Source organism: Coleofasciculus sp. H7-1, assembly GCF_057473865.1.
Map to the genome: position 1 here is coordinate 63,395 of NZ_JBYCCT010000075.1, position 18,404 is coordinate 81,798.

Annotated in this window: 15 protein-coding genes and 1 pseudogene; 5 read left to right on the plus strand and 11 right to left on the minus strand. The window is 44.3% G+C overall.

Features of this window, described 5'->3' with window-relative positions; translation table 11 throughout:
• Positions 1 to 37 precede the first annotated feature (37 nt).
• The 9 genes from AC2VDX_RS21905 to hpsE (AC2VDX_RS21945) form a co-directional block, all read right to left on the minus strand.
• Positions 38 to 385 (minus strand): SMR family transporter, encoded by a 348-nt coding sequence (locus tag AC2VDX_RS21905; protein ID WP_378185187.1) that lies wholly within the window; start codon positions 383 to 385, stop codon positions 38 to 40.
• A 49-nt stretch (positions 386 to 434) separates the two neighbouring features.
• On the minus strand, positions 435 to 1,019 hold the full coding sequence (locus AC2VDX_RS21910) for a YqeG family HAD IIIA-type phosphatase (RefSeq protein ID WP_378185185.1): 585 nt from the start codon (positions 1,017 to 1,019) through the stop codon (positions 435 to 437).
• 53 nt (positions 1,020 to 1,072) lie between these two features.
• Positions 1,073 to 2,053 (minus strand): decaprenyl-phosphate phosphoribosyltransferase, encoded by a 981-nt coding sequence (locus AC2VDX_RS21915; protein ID WP_378185183.1) that lies wholly within the window; start codon positions 2,051 to 2,053, stop codon positions 1,073 to 1,075.
• Positions 2,054 to 2,619: 566 nt separating this feature from the next.
• Entirely contained in the window at positions 2,620 to 4,035 is a 1,416-nt protein-coding gene (locus tag AC2VDX_RS21920; protein ID WP_378185181.1) for a glycosyltransferase family 87 protein, read from the minus strand.
• A 148-nt stretch (positions 4,036 to 4,183) separates the two neighbouring features.
• Positions 4,184 to 5,485 (minus strand): hypothetical protein, encoded by a 1,302-nt coding sequence (locus AC2VDX_RS21925; RefSeq protein WP_378185179.1) that lies wholly within the window; start codon positions 5,483 to 5,485, stop codon positions 4,184 to 4,186.
• Between the two features lie 40 nt (positions 5,486 to 5,525).
• Positions 5,526 to 6,392 carry a glycosyltransferase family 2 protein gene (locus AC2VDX_RS21930; protein ID WP_378185177.1) on the minus strand — a complete coding sequence of 289 codons (867 nt, stop codon included), beginning with the start codon at positions 6,390 to 6,392 and terminating at the stop codon, positions 5,526 to 5,528.
• Positions 6,393 to 6,467: 75 nt separating this feature from the next.
• The gene (locus tag AC2VDX_RS21935; RefSeq protein ID WP_378185175.1) at positions 6,468 to 7,637 is read right to left on the minus strand and encodes a glycosyltransferase; all 1,170 of its coding nucleotides are present in this window, start codon (positions 7,635 to 7,637) and stop codon (positions 6,468 to 6,470) included.
• Between the two features lie 187 nt (positions 7,638 to 7,824).
• Complete coding sequence (gene hpsE / locus AC2VDX_RS21940) at positions 7,825 to 8,802, minus strand: hormogonium polysaccharide biosynthesis glycosyltransferase HpsE (protein WP_378185173.1); 978 nt, start codon at positions 8,800 to 8,802, stop codon at positions 7,825 to 7,827.
• Positions 8,803 to 8,907: 105 nt separating this feature from the next.
• Positions 8,908 to 9,954, minus strand: a complete 1,047-nt coding sequence (gene hpsE / locus AC2VDX_RS21945; RefSeq protein WP_378185171.1) for a hormogonium polysaccharide biosynthesis glycosyltransferase HpsE — start codon at positions 9,952 to 9,954, stop codon at positions 8,908 to 8,910.
• 893 nt (positions 9,955 to 10,847) lie between these two features.
• Here hpsE (AC2VDX_RS21945) and AC2VDX_RS21950 point away from each other — a divergent pair.
• On the plus strand, positions 10,848 to 11,036 hold the full coding sequence (locus AC2VDX_RS21950) for a hypothetical protein (protein WP_378185169.1): 189 nt from the start codon (positions 10,848 to 10,850) through the stop codon (positions 11,034 to 11,036).
• Between the two features lie 106 nt (positions 11,037 to 11,142).
• Here AC2VDX_RS21950 and AC2VDX_RS21955 read toward each other — a convergent pair whose 3' ends face one another.
• On the minus strand, positions 11,143 to 12,618 hold the full coding sequence (locus AC2VDX_RS21955) for a leucyl aminopeptidase (protein ID WP_378185167.1): 1,476 nt from the start codon (positions 12,616 to 12,618) through the stop codon (positions 11,143 to 11,145).
• Between the two features lie 154 nt (positions 12,619 to 12,772).
• Between AC2VDX_RS21955 and AC2VDX_RS21960 the strand changes: the two genes are divergently transcribed.
• From AC2VDX_RS21960 to AC2VDX_RS21975, 4 genes are all read left to right on the plus strand, one after another.
• On the plus strand, positions 12,773 to 13,879 hold the full coding sequence (locus AC2VDX_RS21960) for a class I SAM-dependent methyltransferase (RefSeq protein ID WP_378185165.1): 1,107 nt from the start codon (positions 12,773 to 12,775) through the stop codon (positions 13,877 to 13,879).
• A 42-nt stretch (positions 13,880 to 13,921) separates the two neighbouring features.
• Positions 13,922 to 16,150 (plus strand): lytic transglycosylase domain-containing protein, encoded by a 2,229-nt coding sequence (locus AC2VDX_RS21965; protein ID WP_378185163.1) that lies wholly within the window; start codon positions 13,922 to 13,924, stop codon positions 16,148 to 16,150.
• Positions 16,151 to 17,040: 890 nt separating this feature from the next.
• Complete coding sequence (locus AC2VDX_RS21970; protein WP_486928241.1) at positions 17,041 to 17,196, plus strand: hypothetical protein; 156 nt, start codon at positions 17,041 to 17,043, stop codon at positions 17,194 to 17,196.
• 403 nt (positions 17,197 to 17,599) lie between these two features.
• The gene (locus AC2VDX_RS21975; RefSeq protein WP_378185159.1) at positions 17,600 to 18,292 is read left to right on the plus strand and encodes a tetratricopeptide repeat protein; all 693 of its coding nucleotides are present in this window, start codon (positions 17,600 to 17,602) and stop codon (positions 18,290 to 18,292) included.
• 8 nt (positions 18,293 to 18,300) lie between these two features.
• On the opposite strand, the pseudogene AC2VDX_RS21980 reads toward AC2VDX_RS21975, so the two are convergent.
• A pseudogene (locus AC2VDX_RS21980) lies at positions 18,301 to 18,404 on the minus strand (IS1 family transposase); the annotation flags it as partial.

Sequence of the window (18,404 nt, forward strand, 5' to 3'; positions counted from 1 at the left end):
AGAGCAGTTACCCAGAGGGCTTCCGATAGAATACTAACTATGTTATTGAAGACAATCTGCCAAAAGCGATCGCGCAAATTCCACTGAGCATCAATCCCACTCCCACCCAATCAACCGGGGAAACTTTCTCTTTGAGAATAACTGCTCCGGCAATCGTCGTTGCCACCACCGTTAAGCCAATCACAACTGGATAAGCAACTGATAAGTTAAACTTGCCCAAAACCAAAATATAGAAAACTGTACTGAGACCGTAAACTAAAATCCCACCCAGCAAGTAAACATTTAAGGGATTTTGACCGGCTCCCAATTTCAAAAATGTTTGTGCGAGAGTATTTAAGCCAACGGTCAGCACGATTAAAAAAGGAAACAAAAGATTAGCTAACATAAACAACTACACTTTCTTGGATATTCAGCTTGCTTAAGCCAGAATCAGCTTAATAAAAAGAATCAAAATCCCAAAGTTCGCGGTCGTTAGGCCACGGCGTTTGGACTCGTTTTCCCAGGAGTTTTTCCCACCATCGAAAGGGATGAGGGAGCGTGGCAACTTGGATGCTAGCACAGCCGCTTAGCCATGCCCCTAACACATCTGTATGGCGGCTATCACCAATAACGACAACTTGTTTTGGTTTCAGCCGCATATATTTGATGGCTTTACGGAAGGCGAAAGGAAAGGGTTTCTTGGCTGGATTTATAGCTGGAATATCTAGACGATGTGACCAAGCCTTTACCCGATACCGGCGCTTGCCATTAGAGAGAATGAAAAATTGAAATCCTTGTAATTTTGCCTGTTCGATCCAAGCTTCGGCACCGGGAGACAAGTAGCGATCGTCTTCAGAAACAATGGTGTTGTCTAAATCGAGAATAACACCTTGTATGCCGCAAAGCTTCAGCCAGTCAAGCTCTATAGATGCCAAGCTGTACTCTTCTCGCGGAAAACTGTAAAGTCCCTCGTTGATAACTGATTTTTTGGATTTCTGTTTAACAGGGCGGGAAAAAAACAGAGCCACTCGGTTTAACATTTGGTCACTTCACTCACAGCCACAACAAGTTCAGAGACTTACAACCCAAAAAATTACTCGATTAGCCCCTGACGTTTCAGTAATAGAATGACAAAGCTTGTAACGATCCAAGCGATCACCGTCAGGAGAATAGGCAAGTCTTTTAATAAAATTTCCTCCGGACGCTCAGTCTGTCCTCCTTGCTCATCTATATCGCTTCGCCGAGCGATTTCTTGCGGATCGCTCAGTAGCTGATAGCGAAAAATCCCGTATATAACAAAGGGTAATGTGAGTAACATCCAAGGTGTTGATGCTCCACGGACTTGAGGCCCGGAACTCCAAATGGCGTAGGTCATGACTGCGCCAGTTGTCACTGTATTCTCCATGCGGCTGAGTAGAGGCAAGGAGTAGCGCTTGAGTACAGACCGGGTCTTGCCACCTCTAATTGACAATAGCCGCAGTTCTGCTTTGCGCTTTTCCACACCCAAAAACAAAGCCAGCATAGCAGTACACAGGAGAAACCAGGGGGATAAAACAATGTTTGTGGCGGCAGCACCTGCGTAGGCTCGCAAGACAAAACCCATCGCGATCGCAATAATATCCAAAATCACAGTCCGCTTCAGCCGCAGGTTATAGGCAATTTGCAGCAGTGCGTATGCTGTGATGGTTGCTCCCAAGTAGGGCGATCGCCACCAGCCGACAATTAAACCAGTACCCAACAAACATACTGCCATTCCCATCGCCACTGGCACGCTGACCTTACCTGCGGCAATGGGTCGCTTACTCTTGACTGGATGTTGACGGTCAGATTCTACATCTGCGATGTCATTGAGTAGATAGAAACTACTCGAAGTCAAGCAGAACAAAACAAACGCCAGTAAACAGCCTAGCAAGGATTCCAGATTAATACTGAAAGCGAACAAGGGTGCTGCAAAAACAATCAGATTTTTGGTCCACTGGCGTGGTCTTAAAGCTTTAATATAAGGAAATTTTATAGGACTAGCAGCTAGCTCAGTTGAAGTTTGTTTACCACTGGGAAATCGGGGGATTTTCATTTGCTTTTAAACCTCTTTTATGATAAAAATCAATTCCTGTAAGGCAGATTTACTGCAAAACTTAGCTTTAAAATATCCTGGCTTGTAGTGAATACTAAAGTCAACAACGCTACTGTTTAAGTTGGCTCTTACTCCAAGCTGTGGATGCATCTGCAATGTAGTCAATGATTTCCGATAGAACTAAATACCCACTCTACTTAGCCCAGTACCAAGTCCTCCAGCAAGCAGCACTGCTTTCATGCAATAACCTTATAATTCTCACAGAAACTAGCTTTTTTATCTGGGTATACCAGTTTGAGGCGAGATTAGATAAGAAAAAGTTTAATAGCTTCTTCCGTAATGATTTTAGTCGAAAAAGCGTCAACAGACTATCAAGATTCCGTAAATATACAGTTTTTTATATAAAGACTTGGCAAAGAAGGCAATTTCTTACCTAGATACCCAGTTTGGGGAGAGTATCTGAGGAAAATACGAAAGTAAGTTGCTCAATCGTTGATAACCAGTATGTCAAGTAGGCTCTGATACTTTAAAAGGCTATTTGCGGCACATAATACCACTAATTATTGCTAATCACTAACCACGTTATTTTGAAGCTTATCCTTACTCTCATTCACCTCATATTTCGTGCTTCTTAAAATGTATAAGCATACTAAAACCATCAAACCTCCAGCCAGTAGATAAGATAGAAAAATGTTTAAGGGGATAAAAGCTATTTTCTTGTATGCTAAATACTTAGCGATCGCCAAATAATTACTGGTTAATAAATAACTTATAGCTAAGAAACAAATCGTAAATTTTCCAAAGATTTTTCTGTTTAATAAATAAGGAAGTAGGAAAGCATAAATTGGCAAAAGGATACCATAATGATGTTCCCAGGCAATTGGAGAAGCAATTGTGGAGGTTAATGCAATAATAGAGAAATCCGTAATACTTCCTTTCTCGCTCGTTAGCATTGGCAAGAATAGAGCCGCTGAAATTAAAGCGATTGAACTAAGTATTGTTCCCAAGTAAACCCAAGGGTTATAAGGCGGAAAAGAATTATTCTTAAAATTAAGAATGGGATCGTTAAATAGCAATCTATTTAAAACCCCATTCATTGATTGGTTTGTAAAAAAAGTTTCGCCGTGCTTGGAAATAAAGGATAATACACTTAAGTAGTTAACATGATCTGCAAAGCCGATTAGCGATATTGAAACTATCAGTCCCAGCAAACTGGCGGCTACAAAGCCGAGAGTAAAGCTCCATTGTTTACGCAAAATTCCCCATATCAAAATTAGAGCATACTGAGGCTTAATCAGGCACATTACCCCTCCTAAAATGCCTGCAATTTTTTTCCTATCTGTCATCCAACACCAAAAAAGCACAGCAAACAGAGCATTGAGCCAACACTGAATTTGCCCTAATGTATAGGCTTTCACTACCGGATAAAAAGTCAAAGTTAAACAAACCAGGAGAACATTGATAGCAATCAGCTCGAATCTCGATATATCTCCGTTTTCTTTACCCTTGTGCTTCTTTAAACTTAAATTAAATATCTGGATAACAAAGAAGATCGTTAGTAGGATAAAATTCCATGAAATTAATTTTAAAGTATTAAATATAGATAATCCAATACTTCCTAGGAATTTCTCAACCACATTTATTTTTAGAAAGTAAAAGACTAGCAGAGAGGTAGGGGGATACTGAAACTTTGTTTGTCCTTCAAAAAAAACTTTAGAATACAATAATTCCTGATGCTCGGATTGAATATAGTTGAACGCTTCTAGCATGGGTTCCCATGAGTCATTGATGGTTCGCCCATATCGCAAAAATATTTCAGTTCTAGATAGTCCTAAATCTTTCCAGTCTGTAAAAAATAGGACTATTAATATAAAATTTACGATGACAATATTAGCAAAGGTAAAGAGCAAGAGGTTTCGGGTTAAAGAATTTAATCTTCGCCAATAGTTAAGTAAATTGACTAAAATAAGCGAAAAATACATAGGCTTCTTCTGTAGTCCTTAACTCAATTTTAATTTTAGACTTTTGCTAGTTAGTTTTTTTAGCCGTATCAACTCCTTTAATCAGTTCAAGCTAGCTTACGGCAATTTGGCAATACTTAAGTGTATTCTATCTTGGATACGAAACTTGTTATGCTTTGTTTAAGCTTAAATTTGATTGTTGATATAATGAAACTAACGTTTCAACAAATTGTGCATTGTTCAAAAGTTGGCTGATTACAAACAGCAATAATAAGGCATTCAATACTTTAGGGGCAATCCCTTCTGCATGACTGTAGAATTTTAGAGAAAGAGCTACCCAGCTCAATACCAAAAAAGTCCAGTTGGGTGTAAACAAGAACAGCTCATAGTCTTTTCCATAGATGTTGTGTAGTAAAAAATTAAATAATATACAAAAAACTAAACTCCTCATTATCGGTATTTTATCGGAGCGAAACTTAATAAAGGCATAAAGACTCCAAAGAAGTAATATTGTCCAAAGCAAAAAAGCGATAATGCCTGGTATGTAAAGTGCTGTAATAGATGGAGGATCGAAGTTCACCCAAGGTGCAGGTTCAGAATTAAGTTTTACCCAAGAAGGTGGGTTATCTTCAGCAGTTCTCCATATATGCGGCTTAAGAGCAATAAAATTGAATATAAAAATATATCCTAACAATTTTAGGATTCTAGAAATATGACCAGATTGATCGGGCAAATTTACATAATTCCCTTCTTTAGAATAATAGCTTCCTGGAATAAAAAACAGATCGGCACTTGGATATATCAACTTCTGCAAGATATTTAAAGCAATGGCACCAGATAAAACTAACCCGATGAAAGTAATCAGTTTTATAAAAAGTTTTTTATTAAATCTACTCTGATAGATGCTGAAAAAATAGACAAGAATACCCTGCACTACGTTACTTATTACCATGCCGAGCGCAAAAATAGTTGCTGGAACCATGTATATTAAGCTGCCTGGGTAAGCAACTGCCAACAAATAAATAATAATTAGACTACATGCAGCAAAAATAAACGTATCGGGAACCGAACTGAAAAATATATGAGATGTAGATAATCCTAAGATAGCCGAGTACAGTATGGCGTGAAAAGATTTAAACCCCAATTTTTGGAAAAAAACTAAAGCTAAAACAACGCAAACAGCTCCAAAAAAGGTACTGAATAGTATGCCAACAATTTCCGCAGAACCAATTATTTTTTTGAGTAAAAACCCTAAAGGATTAAAGATGAGAATGAATAAGGGATGAGTATGAGTGCGCCAAAAACTTATTTTATACGTTGTTAGTTGAGTAATAACTCGATGATAATCTGAATGAAATAGTACGTCGGAACGCTTGATTCCAAATACTCCCGTAAAAAAAAGAGATAAGCTGGAGAAAAGGTAAAGCACCCAAAAAATTACAAATGTTACAACTCTAATTCTTGAAAACATTAAAGCTCCTGTCCTGCATCTCAGAGAATAATTGCAACGTTTAGAAGGCTAAAATCCGGTACTTGACGCAACCTTGTAACCGTCCGATGCGCCAAGCCAAATCTTTTACCCATTTACTACGGGTTTCCTTAGTAAAAAATTCCTTCGGAAGGCGCTTCAACAAGTGCAACCAAGCTTTTCCACTGGTCTTCCATGAAAGCTGGGGCATACCCAATGGTTGATACTTTTTATATAGAAAAACATCGTACTCTCCCCACAAGCGTGCCTGCTCGTACATACCGTTCAGAGTGCTGCGGAGCCGGTAATGAACGACTGCGTCTTTTACAAAGTGAAGTTTTATTCCGGCAAGTTGGAGCCGCCAACAATAGTCTACATCTTGCAGCCGGATCATGTTTTCATCAAAACCGCCGACAGATTCATGCAACGAGCGTTTAAGACCAAGATTGCAGCTACCTGCAAAAGGCAGATAAGGGGGATATTTGTATTCAAGAAGCCCATTTTTCTGCTTAAGTGTATAAGCTTTTTGTACCCAAGGTTCGTTAAGTTTTTTATATTCGAGGCGACCCGCAACGAATTCATACTTCGAGAGCGCCTTGCCCATAGCAGCGACCCATCCAGGAGCCACTTCGTCATCAGCATCGCAGAACGCCAATGCGTCCCCAGTCGCCGTTTTTGCAGCAGTATTACGTGCAAAGGAACGCCCCTGCTGTTTAGATGAATCAACGATGCGGAGATTGGGTAACCGTTCTTTATATTGTTCCACAATTGCTACTGAATCGTCAGTGGAGCCGTTATCAGAGATAATTACTTCCCATGAGTCAAAGTAGTCTTGGTTTGCCAATGCTTCAAGTTGAATAGGAAGGGTATCTGCTGCATTAAAACAGGGAATAATCACACTTAATTTCATGAATCAATCTTCCCATTCGCACCCGTAGTTACATTCAGTAATTTTCTATCCTGGCTACTCAATATAATTTGACACTTATTCTTTTTGCAAGTCATCTTCAACTTTATCTAAGACTTTAGTTACTACCTCCTGATATCGAGTTAGGCTAAAAGTATTCAATGCCTTCTGGCGAGTCTGTTCCCAGTCTACGGCAGGGGCTGTACCATTGACGATTGCCAGAATTGTTTGAGCTATGGATTCACCTGTAGGTTCGCAAGTCCAAAAGTCTACTTCTGGGTTAAAGAATTCTTTTAACCCAGGAAAGTTCATATTCAAGGTTGGTATTCCCATTGCCAGGGATTCGACCAGTTTGTTGGGGGTTGCACTATTACGCGCCCTTTCGTTATTACCAAATACACCCAAGGCTACGTCGCAGTTTTCTACTAGATATTTAGGTAGAGATCGATCAGAAAACTTTAAATCTTTTCTAAGAAAAACGCGATCGCTTAGTTCATCTTGCTTAATTTTGTTTTCGTAGGCATGAAACCGTTCTGCATATCCAGATCCATAGGCACCAAATAAATTGCAGGTAAACAGTAGCTCTTTTTCCTTCAAAATTTTCATAGCTTGTAATATATTATCTACGCCGTGTAGAGGAAGAATTGTTCCCCACCAACAGATATTTAGGAGACCCTCCTGCATAAATTGTCTTTTAAGGCTAAGTCTCGATTCTGTAAACAAAGGAGCAATAAAAACTTTATTTGGATCGAGTTCAATTTCTAAAACTTTTGCCCAGTAGGCAAGTTCATAAGCGGACAAGTGAATAATATAATCTGTTTTCGTAAACGCTAGTATATCTTTCTTCAATATTTCTTTGGCTGCTTTACTTCCTTCTTTGATGTCATCCTTATTTCTTACATAAGTGTCATACATCGATATGTATGGTTCTATGACCAGTTTATTTTTAAAGAGTTTTGATACCCACAAAGCACTTTGAATAAAATTAGCACTCATTGGCAATACGTAGATTACGTCTGCCAAAGCAGCTTTTACAAAAAGCTCTATGAGATAAAATTTAGAGAAAATTTTGCGAATAAATTGAGTAAAAAAGGTTTGTTTTCCTCTTCCTCGGAGGTAAAAGTCTGGATAGACGAAGGAAACATAGTATCCAGAATCTAACAAAAACTTGATCAAATTTTCGCAGCGATAAGCTCCATGTACATTTCCATAGAGCAAAACCTTAATTCTTTTCTTAAAAATTGACATGGTTGATGCGACTACCCTTCTTAAAAACAGTTCAACCAGGTAAAATCTGGCACGTTTATGTCAAGTTTAGTTCAATAGGCGTTCGTTTGATTAATTGAACATTGTTAAACGTAAACGAGTCTGAGCTTAATAAAATTATTTCACCAAAGTTACACGAACTACTTAGTTGCTGAGAGTTACATCCCTACTAATTTTTCCAGGTTAGAAATTTTATTTGCATACTCTTTTTAAACAAATAAAATGGACTCGCTAAACTGCTCAAGAAAAATTCCATTTCGCAGGCAGCAACTAGGTCAGTTTTCAACTTGCCTCTATATTTAATCAGTTGAAGAATGGCTCTACGCAGGTTGCCTAAAAGGATTCTGGTAATAATAATTGGCTTTTGCCAATTACTAGCATTAATCATGCGGAGCTGACAAATACTTAAGCCTACCCCCCGAATCAGGGTTATTAAGTAATCTTTCTCTAGTCGCCACTTGGGAATTTGATGATAAATACACATTTCGGGGTTGTACCAAATTTCCCAACCAGCGCGTCCGATGTATAGTAGCGCTTCAAAATCTTCTCCTTTGGCTGCCAAAGATGACCCAACTGGTCCCTGAAGAACGAGTTGAGCGGGAACGTTATCCAGCCAAACTTGTTTTTGGACAACTAATCCGGCTCCTGGAGGAAGGCTTAAATTTTCCGGGTCATATAAGTTAGGTTTTGAACCCCGTTCTTTCAGTGCCAAAAAAGATTGTATTCTTTCAAAGTTTTCTGGCGGATAAACTTCAAATTCTCCTTTTATCTGACCTCCAAAAGCACCCGCTTTGGGATGAGATTTACCGAAAGAATAGGCTGCTGCTACCCAATTAGGGGTCGGAAAATTATCATCATCCAAAAAACCAATAAAAGTACCTCTTGCTTCCTTAATGGCGCGTAGTCTTGCAAACACTGCGCCTTGCTGTGGCTCAAAGTAATATATGAGCGGATACGCTTGAGACCAGTTAGATTGATATTCTTGAAGGATTTTGGCGGTGTTGTCAGTGCTATTGTTATCGACGACAACAATTTCCCAAGAAATCTGCTCGGTGCCCATCTGCGATCGCAATCGCTCCAAAACTGCTGGTAGAAGCTTTTCCCCATTGTAAGTGCGAATTGCTACAGTAAAGTCCACCTGAGACATATTTACAAGCCCTGCTTGGGATTCGGAAGTTGCCTTCACAGTAGCCGTGTAAGCTATCATCAATCCCCACGGCTAAATGTTGTATCCAGTCGAATTTTTGAGTGGTTAACCTTGCTTACTTATGGGGCAGTAGATACTTTTTGATCTACCAAGTCCTGGCAAGGAATTAATGTCTTCTCTCAAGCCAAATATTTTAGCTTGCCCAATTTCTAAGTATTTATTTTTTAAAAGGAAAAAAGGACTAATCAAGCTAGATAACAGTAGTTCCCGCTCGCAAGCCGCAATCAAGTCTATTTGGCTCTCTCCTCGATATTTAATCAGGTGAAGCATCAGCCTGCGGAGATCGTTGAGCAGGTAAGCTGGAAAAGCTATAGGTCTTTGCCAGTTCTTAAGACCGAGCATCCGAATGTGATACCGACTTAAACCCACGCAACGCACGACAGAAATCAGGTAATCTTTTTCCAATCGCCAACGGGGAATTTGATGGTAAACACGCATTTCGGGATTATACCAGATTTCCCAACCCGTCCGCTGAATATGCAATGTGGCTTCCAAATCTTCACTGGCTAACTTAGCTTCTCTCCCCTTGTGATTGAGGACGAGGCGCTTGGGAACGTTCTCCAGCCAAGCTTGTCTGCGAACCACTAATCCTGCCCCTGGAGGCAGGATCTTCTGGCGCGGTTCGTAGCGGCTGGCGTCCGCGCCTCGATCCACTAATGCCAAGAAACAAGCGATTTTTTTAAAATTCTCAGGTGGCTCGACTTCAAAATTTCCGTGGATTTGGCTACCGTATGCACCCGCTTCTGGATGCGCTTGACCGAAGGCATAAGCAGCGGCAACCCAGTTAGAGTCAGGTAGGTTGTCATCATCTAAAAAGCCAATTAAAGTGCCTCTGGCTTCTTCAACAGCCCGTTGTCGCGCAAATGCTGCTCCCTGCTCAACTTCCAACGTGTAGTATAACGGAGCAATTTCTGACCAGTTGGCTTGATACTCTCGAACAATTTTTGCTGTCTTGTCGGTGCTGTTGTTATCAACAACAAGAATTTCCCACGAAAAGTGTTCGGTGTTGATCTGCTCTCTGAGTCGATCGAGAACTTCGGGTAAACGCTTTTCACTATTAAAGGTGGGAATGGCTACTGTAACGTCAACCATAAGTTTTGACCGGTTTTTTGAGTAGATAGATGCCGATGTTGTGTTAGTAATGATGCAGATTGGTAACTCTACCTACCGCCCTGGCGCTTGCCGCCGAATTGCTTGGGGGTACGTCGAGCGTCTTAGGATGCCTCTGAATCTTCTCCGTCATCCTACTTGAGTAGACTGACAGCGGAGCGATCGCTCTCAGCAGTCAACCTCAGTTTCCTTGGTTAAATCTACAGCATTTGCTCAAGATTTTTACTGAGAACTTTATTAAATATTCATAAAATTTTACCCAATACTTACGAACTCATCTATGCAAGGGCAAGTATCTTTACTTAATCTTTAAAATTGCCGGGTTTTGCAGGAACTTTTGTGAAGTTTAGATAAAGTTAGATTAGAATGGTTATAAAAACGTCTCTTATCTTCACCCAAGATTTTAAAAAGATAGGTAAATAATATCATCAGTCATAGGACATAAGTAGGATTCGGCAATCGAGGGTTTTGGGATACTCGTATACTCCACAATGGCAATAGGGCGGATAAATTGCCTAAATTCTCGTGGTTTTGGAGCTAGCCCGCAGCCATAGTCTGGCAGTGAGGAGTTTGGCAGTGAGGATGCGGGCTAGCTCCAATCGGGCTTAGTAGGTAATGTGCATCACCCCAAGCGTGCGGCAGAAATTTGCGAATTCCTAGACGTGGTACAAGGCAACTTGTCTACTTCACACTTGCGCGAGGCACGACCTAAATTACGCTCGTTCCGTTAAAATATTTGGAAAAGCAAATGCTTAATGTCTTTGAGTTGGAGGGTGCGGCTTCTCCCCTCAAAATGTGCTGAGTGTTGAGCGTTCTCATGCTTCACTCAGTTCTCAATCCCGAACAAATTGGGGTGTAGGTCGCGCAAGTATTTGATGAATTCAGAAGACCACAAATTTACACCAGAACAATCTCAGTCACCGCCAGAACCAGTGCCGCAGCTCAGGCGCACTGTTCATCCAGACAGCCTAAAATTTATGAATATGGCAAAAGAGATTCTCGATAGCCCTGGCGTTCAACAAGCTGTTGAGGGTGAAAAGCAAAAAACAAAAGACGGTAATTAATGGGTGATTGAGGAAAAGTCGGGACACAGGCAATGTCTGTGTCCCTAAGACGACTGACGATTACCCATTACAAAGCCCTTGATCATGGGTAATTTGCATCTGAGATTCAGTTGCTCAGTACCCAGTTGACTAGGGTGCGGACACCGTAACCCGTAGCACCGGAATTGTTGACCCCGTTCTCTTTATCCGTCCAGACGGGACCGGCGATGTCGAGGTGCGCCCAAGGAGTCTCTTGGATAAACTGCTTCAAAAAGAGGGCAGCCGTAATCGAACCACCCGGACGAGGTCCCGTATTTTTCAGATCGGCAATGGGGGACTTGATGCCTTCAAAGTATTTCTCTTCCATCGGCATCCGCCATAGCTTTTCACCTGCCTTTTCCGATGCTTGCAGCAACTCTTGAGCAACTGTGTCATTGGGGGTAAACAACCCCGCAATATCATCGCCTAGGGCAATTACGCAAGCACCCGTCAGCGTGGCTAAATCGACAATGGCATCAACGCCGAGCTTTTCGGCAAATACCAGCGCATCTGCTAAAGTCAATCGACCTTCCGCATCAGTGTTGTTCACTTCAATCGTTTTGCCGTTGGATGCCTTGAGGATGTCGCCTGGGTGCATAGCGCCACCGCTGATCATATTCTCAGTAACCGCTGAGATAAAGTGAACTTCGACATCTGGTTTGAGTTGACCAATCGCCTTCGCCGCACCTAGGGTAGCCGCAGCACCCCCCATGTCCATCTTCATGGTTTCGATGCCGCTACCCGCGCCTTTAATGTTTAGACCGCCAGAATCGAAAGTCAGACCCTTACCAATGATTGCCAATTTACGGCGGGGAGTGCCTTCCGGCTTGTAGGTGAGATGGATAAACTTAGGCGGCATCTCGGAAGCTTTGGCAACACCCAAGAACGCACCCATGCCCAATTTTTCGCACTCTTCTTGTTCCAGAATTTCTAACTGGAGGTTGTGGTTAGAAGCGATCGCTTGTGCAGTTTCGGCCATCGTCATGGGAGTGCATTCATTCGGCGGTGCAGCAACCAGTTCCCGCGCCAGAATCACGCCCGAACATAGGGATTGAGCGCGAGTAATGGCTTCTTCCTGACCTGCCAATCCCAGTAAATCCACCCGCTCTAGCTGTGGCTCCTTATCCTCCGGTTCTGACTTAAAGCGATTATCCTGATGAAGAGCCAGCAGTATCCCTTCCGCGATCGCCCCAGTCGTTGCATCGGGGGCATGATTCCACACCGGCAGACTAATCCCCAGAGTTTTGCTCTTTTCCTTCTTCGCTAACCGAGCGATCGCTGCACCGATTCGCCGCAGAGTATCCGGTTTAAAAGCGTCTGCTTTCCCCAGTCCTACCAGAATAATTTTCCGAACTGGGCTACCCGCACCCACGCGGGTGACAGCACTACTCCCTTCTTTTCCCTTAAATTCAGTTTCTGCAATCAGTTCGTTCAGCGTACCGGCAAACTTCTCATCCAGCGCCGCTAAATCGTCTGTCACCTCCACCGCGTCCTCAAAAAACCCAAGGGCGAGAGCGTCCCCAGTCCAGTCCAAACGTGGCGTATCAATCGCTCGAATATCCATCCCCGGCTCTTACCTTAAAGCACTACCTGTAACAGTATTGCTCAAAAAATCATCAACAAGACCTGTCCGCCCACCCGCGTAACTTGTCCCCTGTAGATACACTTTATAGGAATGCACTTTTTGCGAATCATCCAATGGACTTAGGAGCGGATTGATGGTTTCCAAAGCTAAGAGAGAACCCCAACCTCTTTCGTCGCCATCCAATGCGCCAGTTCCTAGCAACCAGTTGGCAGCAAGCCTCGATCCGAGCCTGCTACAGAAGAATCTCCAGAGACAGTTTAATCATCATTCCTCTGCCCGTGGCGAACTGACGATGCCATGCGTGCCATCAATGCTAGATTATGCACTCAATCGGCTGGAGCGGCTGTTTGAGGCGATTGGTCGCCAACTCTCTCCCGAAGAGCTGCAAAAATTGCGCGATCTGATTGCATCTAAGATTCAAGAAGGTTTTCTGGCTTCTCCTCATGCTCGATTAGTCATTCAATACGAACCCGATCCCGCTTCCTCAAATAGCCTCAACTGTAACGTCTCAACCACGATTTTATCGGTTGCCCAGCAGTACCAGCAGTGGATTCAGAACCGAGAGCCGCCCCTATTTGGCAGCCACCCAGACGCGAAAGTAATGGCAACGGCTGCTGAATTGGGAGATCCGGCTCGGAACCCCATTCTTGATGTGGGAGCGGGAACGGGTCGCAATAGCCTTCCCTTGGCTCAAAAAGGTCATCCGGTTGATGCCTTAGAACTGACTCCCGGTTTGGCGGAACAATTGTTAAATGCGGCAATTGCGGAAAATTTACCGATTCGAGTCATTCAGGGTGATATCCTCGACCCCCTCGTGAGAATGCGACCCGCTCATTACAAATTAGTAATTGTGGCGGAAGTGGTTTCTCACTTTCGGGATAACGATCAAGTCCGCTTACTCCTGGCGAAAATGTGCGATGTTATCCAAGGTGGCGGTCTGTTGTTGTTCAACGTCTTTCTAGCTGTGGATGGATATGAGCCGAACGATCGGGTGCGGGAAATGTCACAGGTAGCAGGATCGTATATCATGACGCGATCGGAGCTGAAGCTAGCGATGGAGGACTTACCTCTGGAAATGCTGTCGGATGAGTCTGTGCTTGACTATGAGCGCACTCACCTTCCGCAAGAGGCATGGCCCCCGACCAATTGGTTTGTATCCTGGACGAGCGGACGTGACTTGTTTCCCATTCAAGAAACCCCTCCGATGGAGTTGCGTTGGATTCTCTGTAGACGGTGCTAACGGAATACAAGGTTGTTGCCCTTTTGGGGTTGGTAAGGATCGATGCTAAAGCTTGCACAGAAAAATAAAATTTTGCTGAGTGTTGGAGCAGGGCTACTGGCGCTAGTCGCTGGGGCAACGCTGTCAGTCCCGCAATTGACCAGTTGGCTGGAGAAATTAACACTGAACAGTCAGTCCCCCGATAAAACCCTCTTGAGCCAGGGGAGTCAATCCACGACTTCTGTTTTGCCATTGGCGTCGCTACCGGCGGCACAGCGGGTCGCACAACTAGAAGCGATCGCCAATGGCACCCCATCCCCAGAACGCAGCCGCGCCCGCTATCTGTTGGCTACAGATTTGATGCAACAACAGCCTAAAGTTGCCCTCAGGTCTTTGGAAGGATTGGAGGCAGACTATCGGGTTCTTGCTCCTTACGTTGCCCTGAAACGCGCCCAAGCTTACCAACTTGCCGGGGACAAAGCAAAAGCCACAGCAGCTTGGCAGAATTTGCTCGAAAGTTATCCTGATAATCCCGTCGCTGCAGAAGCGTTGTTTGTGCTGGGGCAAAAGAATCCCAAGTACAGAGAACAAGCGATCGCTCAGTTCAAAAGCCATCCCCGCACCCTGGAAATTGTGCGTTCTTCCCTGAGTAAGAATCCCAATCAACCCAGATTGCTCTTACATTTAGCCAAAAACGCCCCAGACGACCCCGGCATTCTCCCAATTCTGGATCGGCTGGTGACTTTGCATGAAGCGGCACTCAAGCAGAAAGGCACAGCGCTGCTCAAGCCAGAAGATTGGCAAGCGATCGCTTATAGCTACTGGGAAAACCGTCAGTACCGCAAAGCCGGACAAGCCTACGCCAAAGCCCCCCGCACCTCCCTCCACGCCTACCGCATTGGGCGCGGACTCCATCTCGGCGACAAACGAACCGAAGCTAAAATTGCTTATCAACAGATGATTAAGCAATTTCCCGATGCCAAAGAAACCGGACTAGCTTTGAGGCGTCTGGCTTCTTTATCATCGCAGCCACCAGAAGCGATCGCCTATCTCGACCTCGTCATCAGCAAATTTCCCGACGAAGCCGGTGAGGCACTCCTCGCCAAAGCCGAAATCCTCGATCGTCTCAACAGCGACAAATCAGCCGCTGAAGCTCGTCAATTGCTACTGACTAAATATGGCAATTCCGATGTCGCCGCAGAATACCGCTGGAAAGTCGCCCAAGCCAAAGCGACGCTAGGGGATTTCTTAGGGGCTTGGCAATGGGCGCAGCCAATCGCCAACCAAAACCCCGATCATATTTTGGCTCCCAGAGCTGGCTTTTGGGTCGGCAAATGGGCCGCCAAACTAGGGCGTCAGCAGGATGCGAAAGCCGCTTACGAACACGTCCTGGCGAAATACCCCCAGTCTTACTATGCGTGGCGATCTGCCGTCTTGTTGGGCTGGGACGTCGGAGACTTTACCACCATGCGTCAATTGTCCCCGCAAGTGGTGCGACCCGTCGAGCATCCCATCCTACCTGCCGGGTCTGAAACGTTGAAGGAATTGTACCAGCTCGGTCAAAAATGGGATGCTTGGACGCTCTGGCAGGCAGAATTTCAGAACCGGATGCAGCCAACCGTTGCCGAACAATTTACCAACGGCATCATGCAGGTGGGATTGGGCAACCACCTCAAAGGAATGAATCTGGTTTCTACTCTGGAAGACCGAGAAACACCCGAAGAGCAAGCTGAATACAAAACAATCCGCAAACAACCCGTTTACTGGCACACCTTGTATCCGTTCCCGTTCTTGGAAATTATCGAAAACTGGTCGCAACAGCGCCAGCTCAATCCCCTGCTTGTCACCGCCCTGATTCGGCAAGAGTCCCGATTTGAGCCAAAAATTCGTTCGGTTGCGGGTGCAGTTGGCTTAATGCAGGTAATGCCCGGAACCGGCAAATGGGTGGCGGATAAAATTGGCGTCAAGCAATTTAACACCGAAAATCCCAACGATAACGTGAAGCTGGGCACCTGGTTTTTGGATTATACCCACAAGGAATACAACAATAATTCCTTGTTAGCCGTTGCCAGTTACAATGCGGGTCCCGGTAATGTATCGAAATGGCTAAAAGAAAAAGGGCCGTCTATCGATCCAGATGAATTTGTCGAAGAAATTCCCTTTGAGGAAACTAAAGGCTACGTCAGGCAGGTTTTTGGAAACTACTGGAATTACCTCAGGTTGTACAATCCACAGGTTGCCCAGTTGGTCGCTAAATATTCGGATGGTCAGCCGACTGCACTCAAAAATTAACTAAAGACTTCTTGCAAAAATCTTTTAAATAGTGTAGCAATACAACTTCTTTAGCCTGCTCTGGTCAGGCTTTGCCATTTTTGCAAGAAGTTTCCTGCATCCTAAAAAATTGAAGAATTTTTAAGAGTTTCTCGGCAGCTTCTAGCAGGTGATATATGCGGCTATCCATTTATTACCTAGACAGCCGCGTGTCTACTCTCTGCTGGGGGATTTTCTCCCAGATGTGGGGGGATAATATAAATTTTTCGGAAATTTGTGTTAATCAATTTTGAACACCGATGTTCTCATAGAGAGGACTGAGGGCTGAGGACTGAGGACTGAGGGCTGAGGAGTGAGGGCTGAGGAGTGAGGGCTGAGGGCTGAGGAGTGAGGACTGAGGGCTGAGGACTGAGGAAGTCAGGAGTCAGGAGTCAGGAGTCAGGAGTCAGGAGTCAGGAGTCAGGAGTCAGGAGTCAGGACTGAGTAGACAAAAGATTTAATCATTATTCACACTAAATCTGAAGCCCCTGGCTTGATTCTATGGAGAAGAAAGAAAAAAATTAGGTAGAGACACGCACTGCGAGACTTAAAATGTCCTTGTTTCAAGCCCATACTTTTAAGTAGGGGCTTTACTCAGTCCTCACTTCCTCAGTCCTCACTTCCTCAGTCCTCAGTCCTCAGTCCTCAGTCCTCAGTCCTCAGTCCTCAGTCCTCAGTCCTCAGTCCTCAGTCCTCAGTCCTCAGTCCTCAGTCCTCAGTCCTCAGTCCTCAGTCCTCAGTCCTCAAGTCCTCAGTCCTCAGTCCTCAGTCCTCAGTCCTCATTAATCTTTCTGACGCCTACTGACGGGGATCATTTATATTCGGCTGCTCGCTTAAATCGATTATCCTGGTTTAAATAGAGTTCCATGTCAATGGCTGCTGAATGGAGCAGTCAGCGCGGGAGCAAAATGGCACACCGCCAGCGAATTCAAAGAGTTTTGCGCTTGTGCTTCTTAATTAATCGGGCACAAACAGCGATCGCTTTGTACGAGCTGTCTAATTTCAACGTTTATCGTTTAGTTCCATAAGCATGATGGCAGCGAATCGGGCTACCAGAACCCACCCGCATGATGGCACTGCTACCAACTTTAAAATTAGGCTCTCAAATCAGGGACTGCAAAATACTCGCGAGCTTCTCATCGCTCAAATTTAGAATGCTGGTCAATTCCATCGCTTCCTTAAATCATCCAATTGCCAGGGGATCTCCCGCAAGTGCAAACGCGGCGTGTCTGTCACGCTCTCCTTCCATTCTTTTTTCTCTAAAGTATTTTTACCCATTAGCGATCGAGAGTCAACGAGCCGTCGGTTACTAGAAGGATGGCTTGTAAATAATACGACCGATTTGGTCTTCCATCTGGAAAAAGCGAATAACTAGATCGGCGTTACGGAAATGCTAGATGGACAGAGCAATGTCCGCCGCAAGGAGGTTACATGAGGAAGTCACGTTCGATTTTTGCCCGGAGAAAGTCACAGTTTAGTTTTTCCCGCTCCCATCAATCGAGATGGAGAAACAAAGTAGCGATCGCTGCTAGTGTGGGACTAAGCGCAATACTGTTGGGAGCAACCTTGTTGCCAACTAAGTATGGCGTCTGGCTGGAAAAAGTCGTTGGCTGGGTGCCGATGCATGGGTACGGTAGTTTCTTGATGTCGGGAAATCAGAACGACAACTCTGCGGTTGTGTCTTTAATCTCGCTACCCCCACAAAAGCGAGCATCACAGCTAGAAGCGATCGCCGCAGGGCCAAGATCCCTCGACCGCAGCCGCGCCCGTTATCTCCTGGCAAGCGATCTGATTGCCTCTAAGCAGGGAGAAAAGGCACTGGAACGGTTAAAAGGACTAGAGTTTGAATATCGCGTCCTAAACGGACAGATTGCTCTCAAGCGAGCGCAAGCTTACGAACTCACCGGCAACACCAAGAAAGCCAAGGCAGCTTGGGAAGGTTTGCTAAAACACCATTCTCAAGATACTGCGTCAGTCGAAGCTTTATATGTGCTGGGGAAGACAGAACCGAAATATTGGGAAGAAGCCGTTGAGAAATTTCCGGGCCATCCCCGCACCCTGGAAATCGCCCGCGCCCTACTCAAAGACAATCCCCACCAAACAAAATTGGGCGTTGCTGAATGAAGTATGAATTACGCAAATGCTGGTATCGATTGGTGTTTCAAGTAGTGAAGTAGCAATCTAATAGAGTGTTTCAGCATTTCTTCTGACTTCGAGTAACACAACGTTTTTCGAT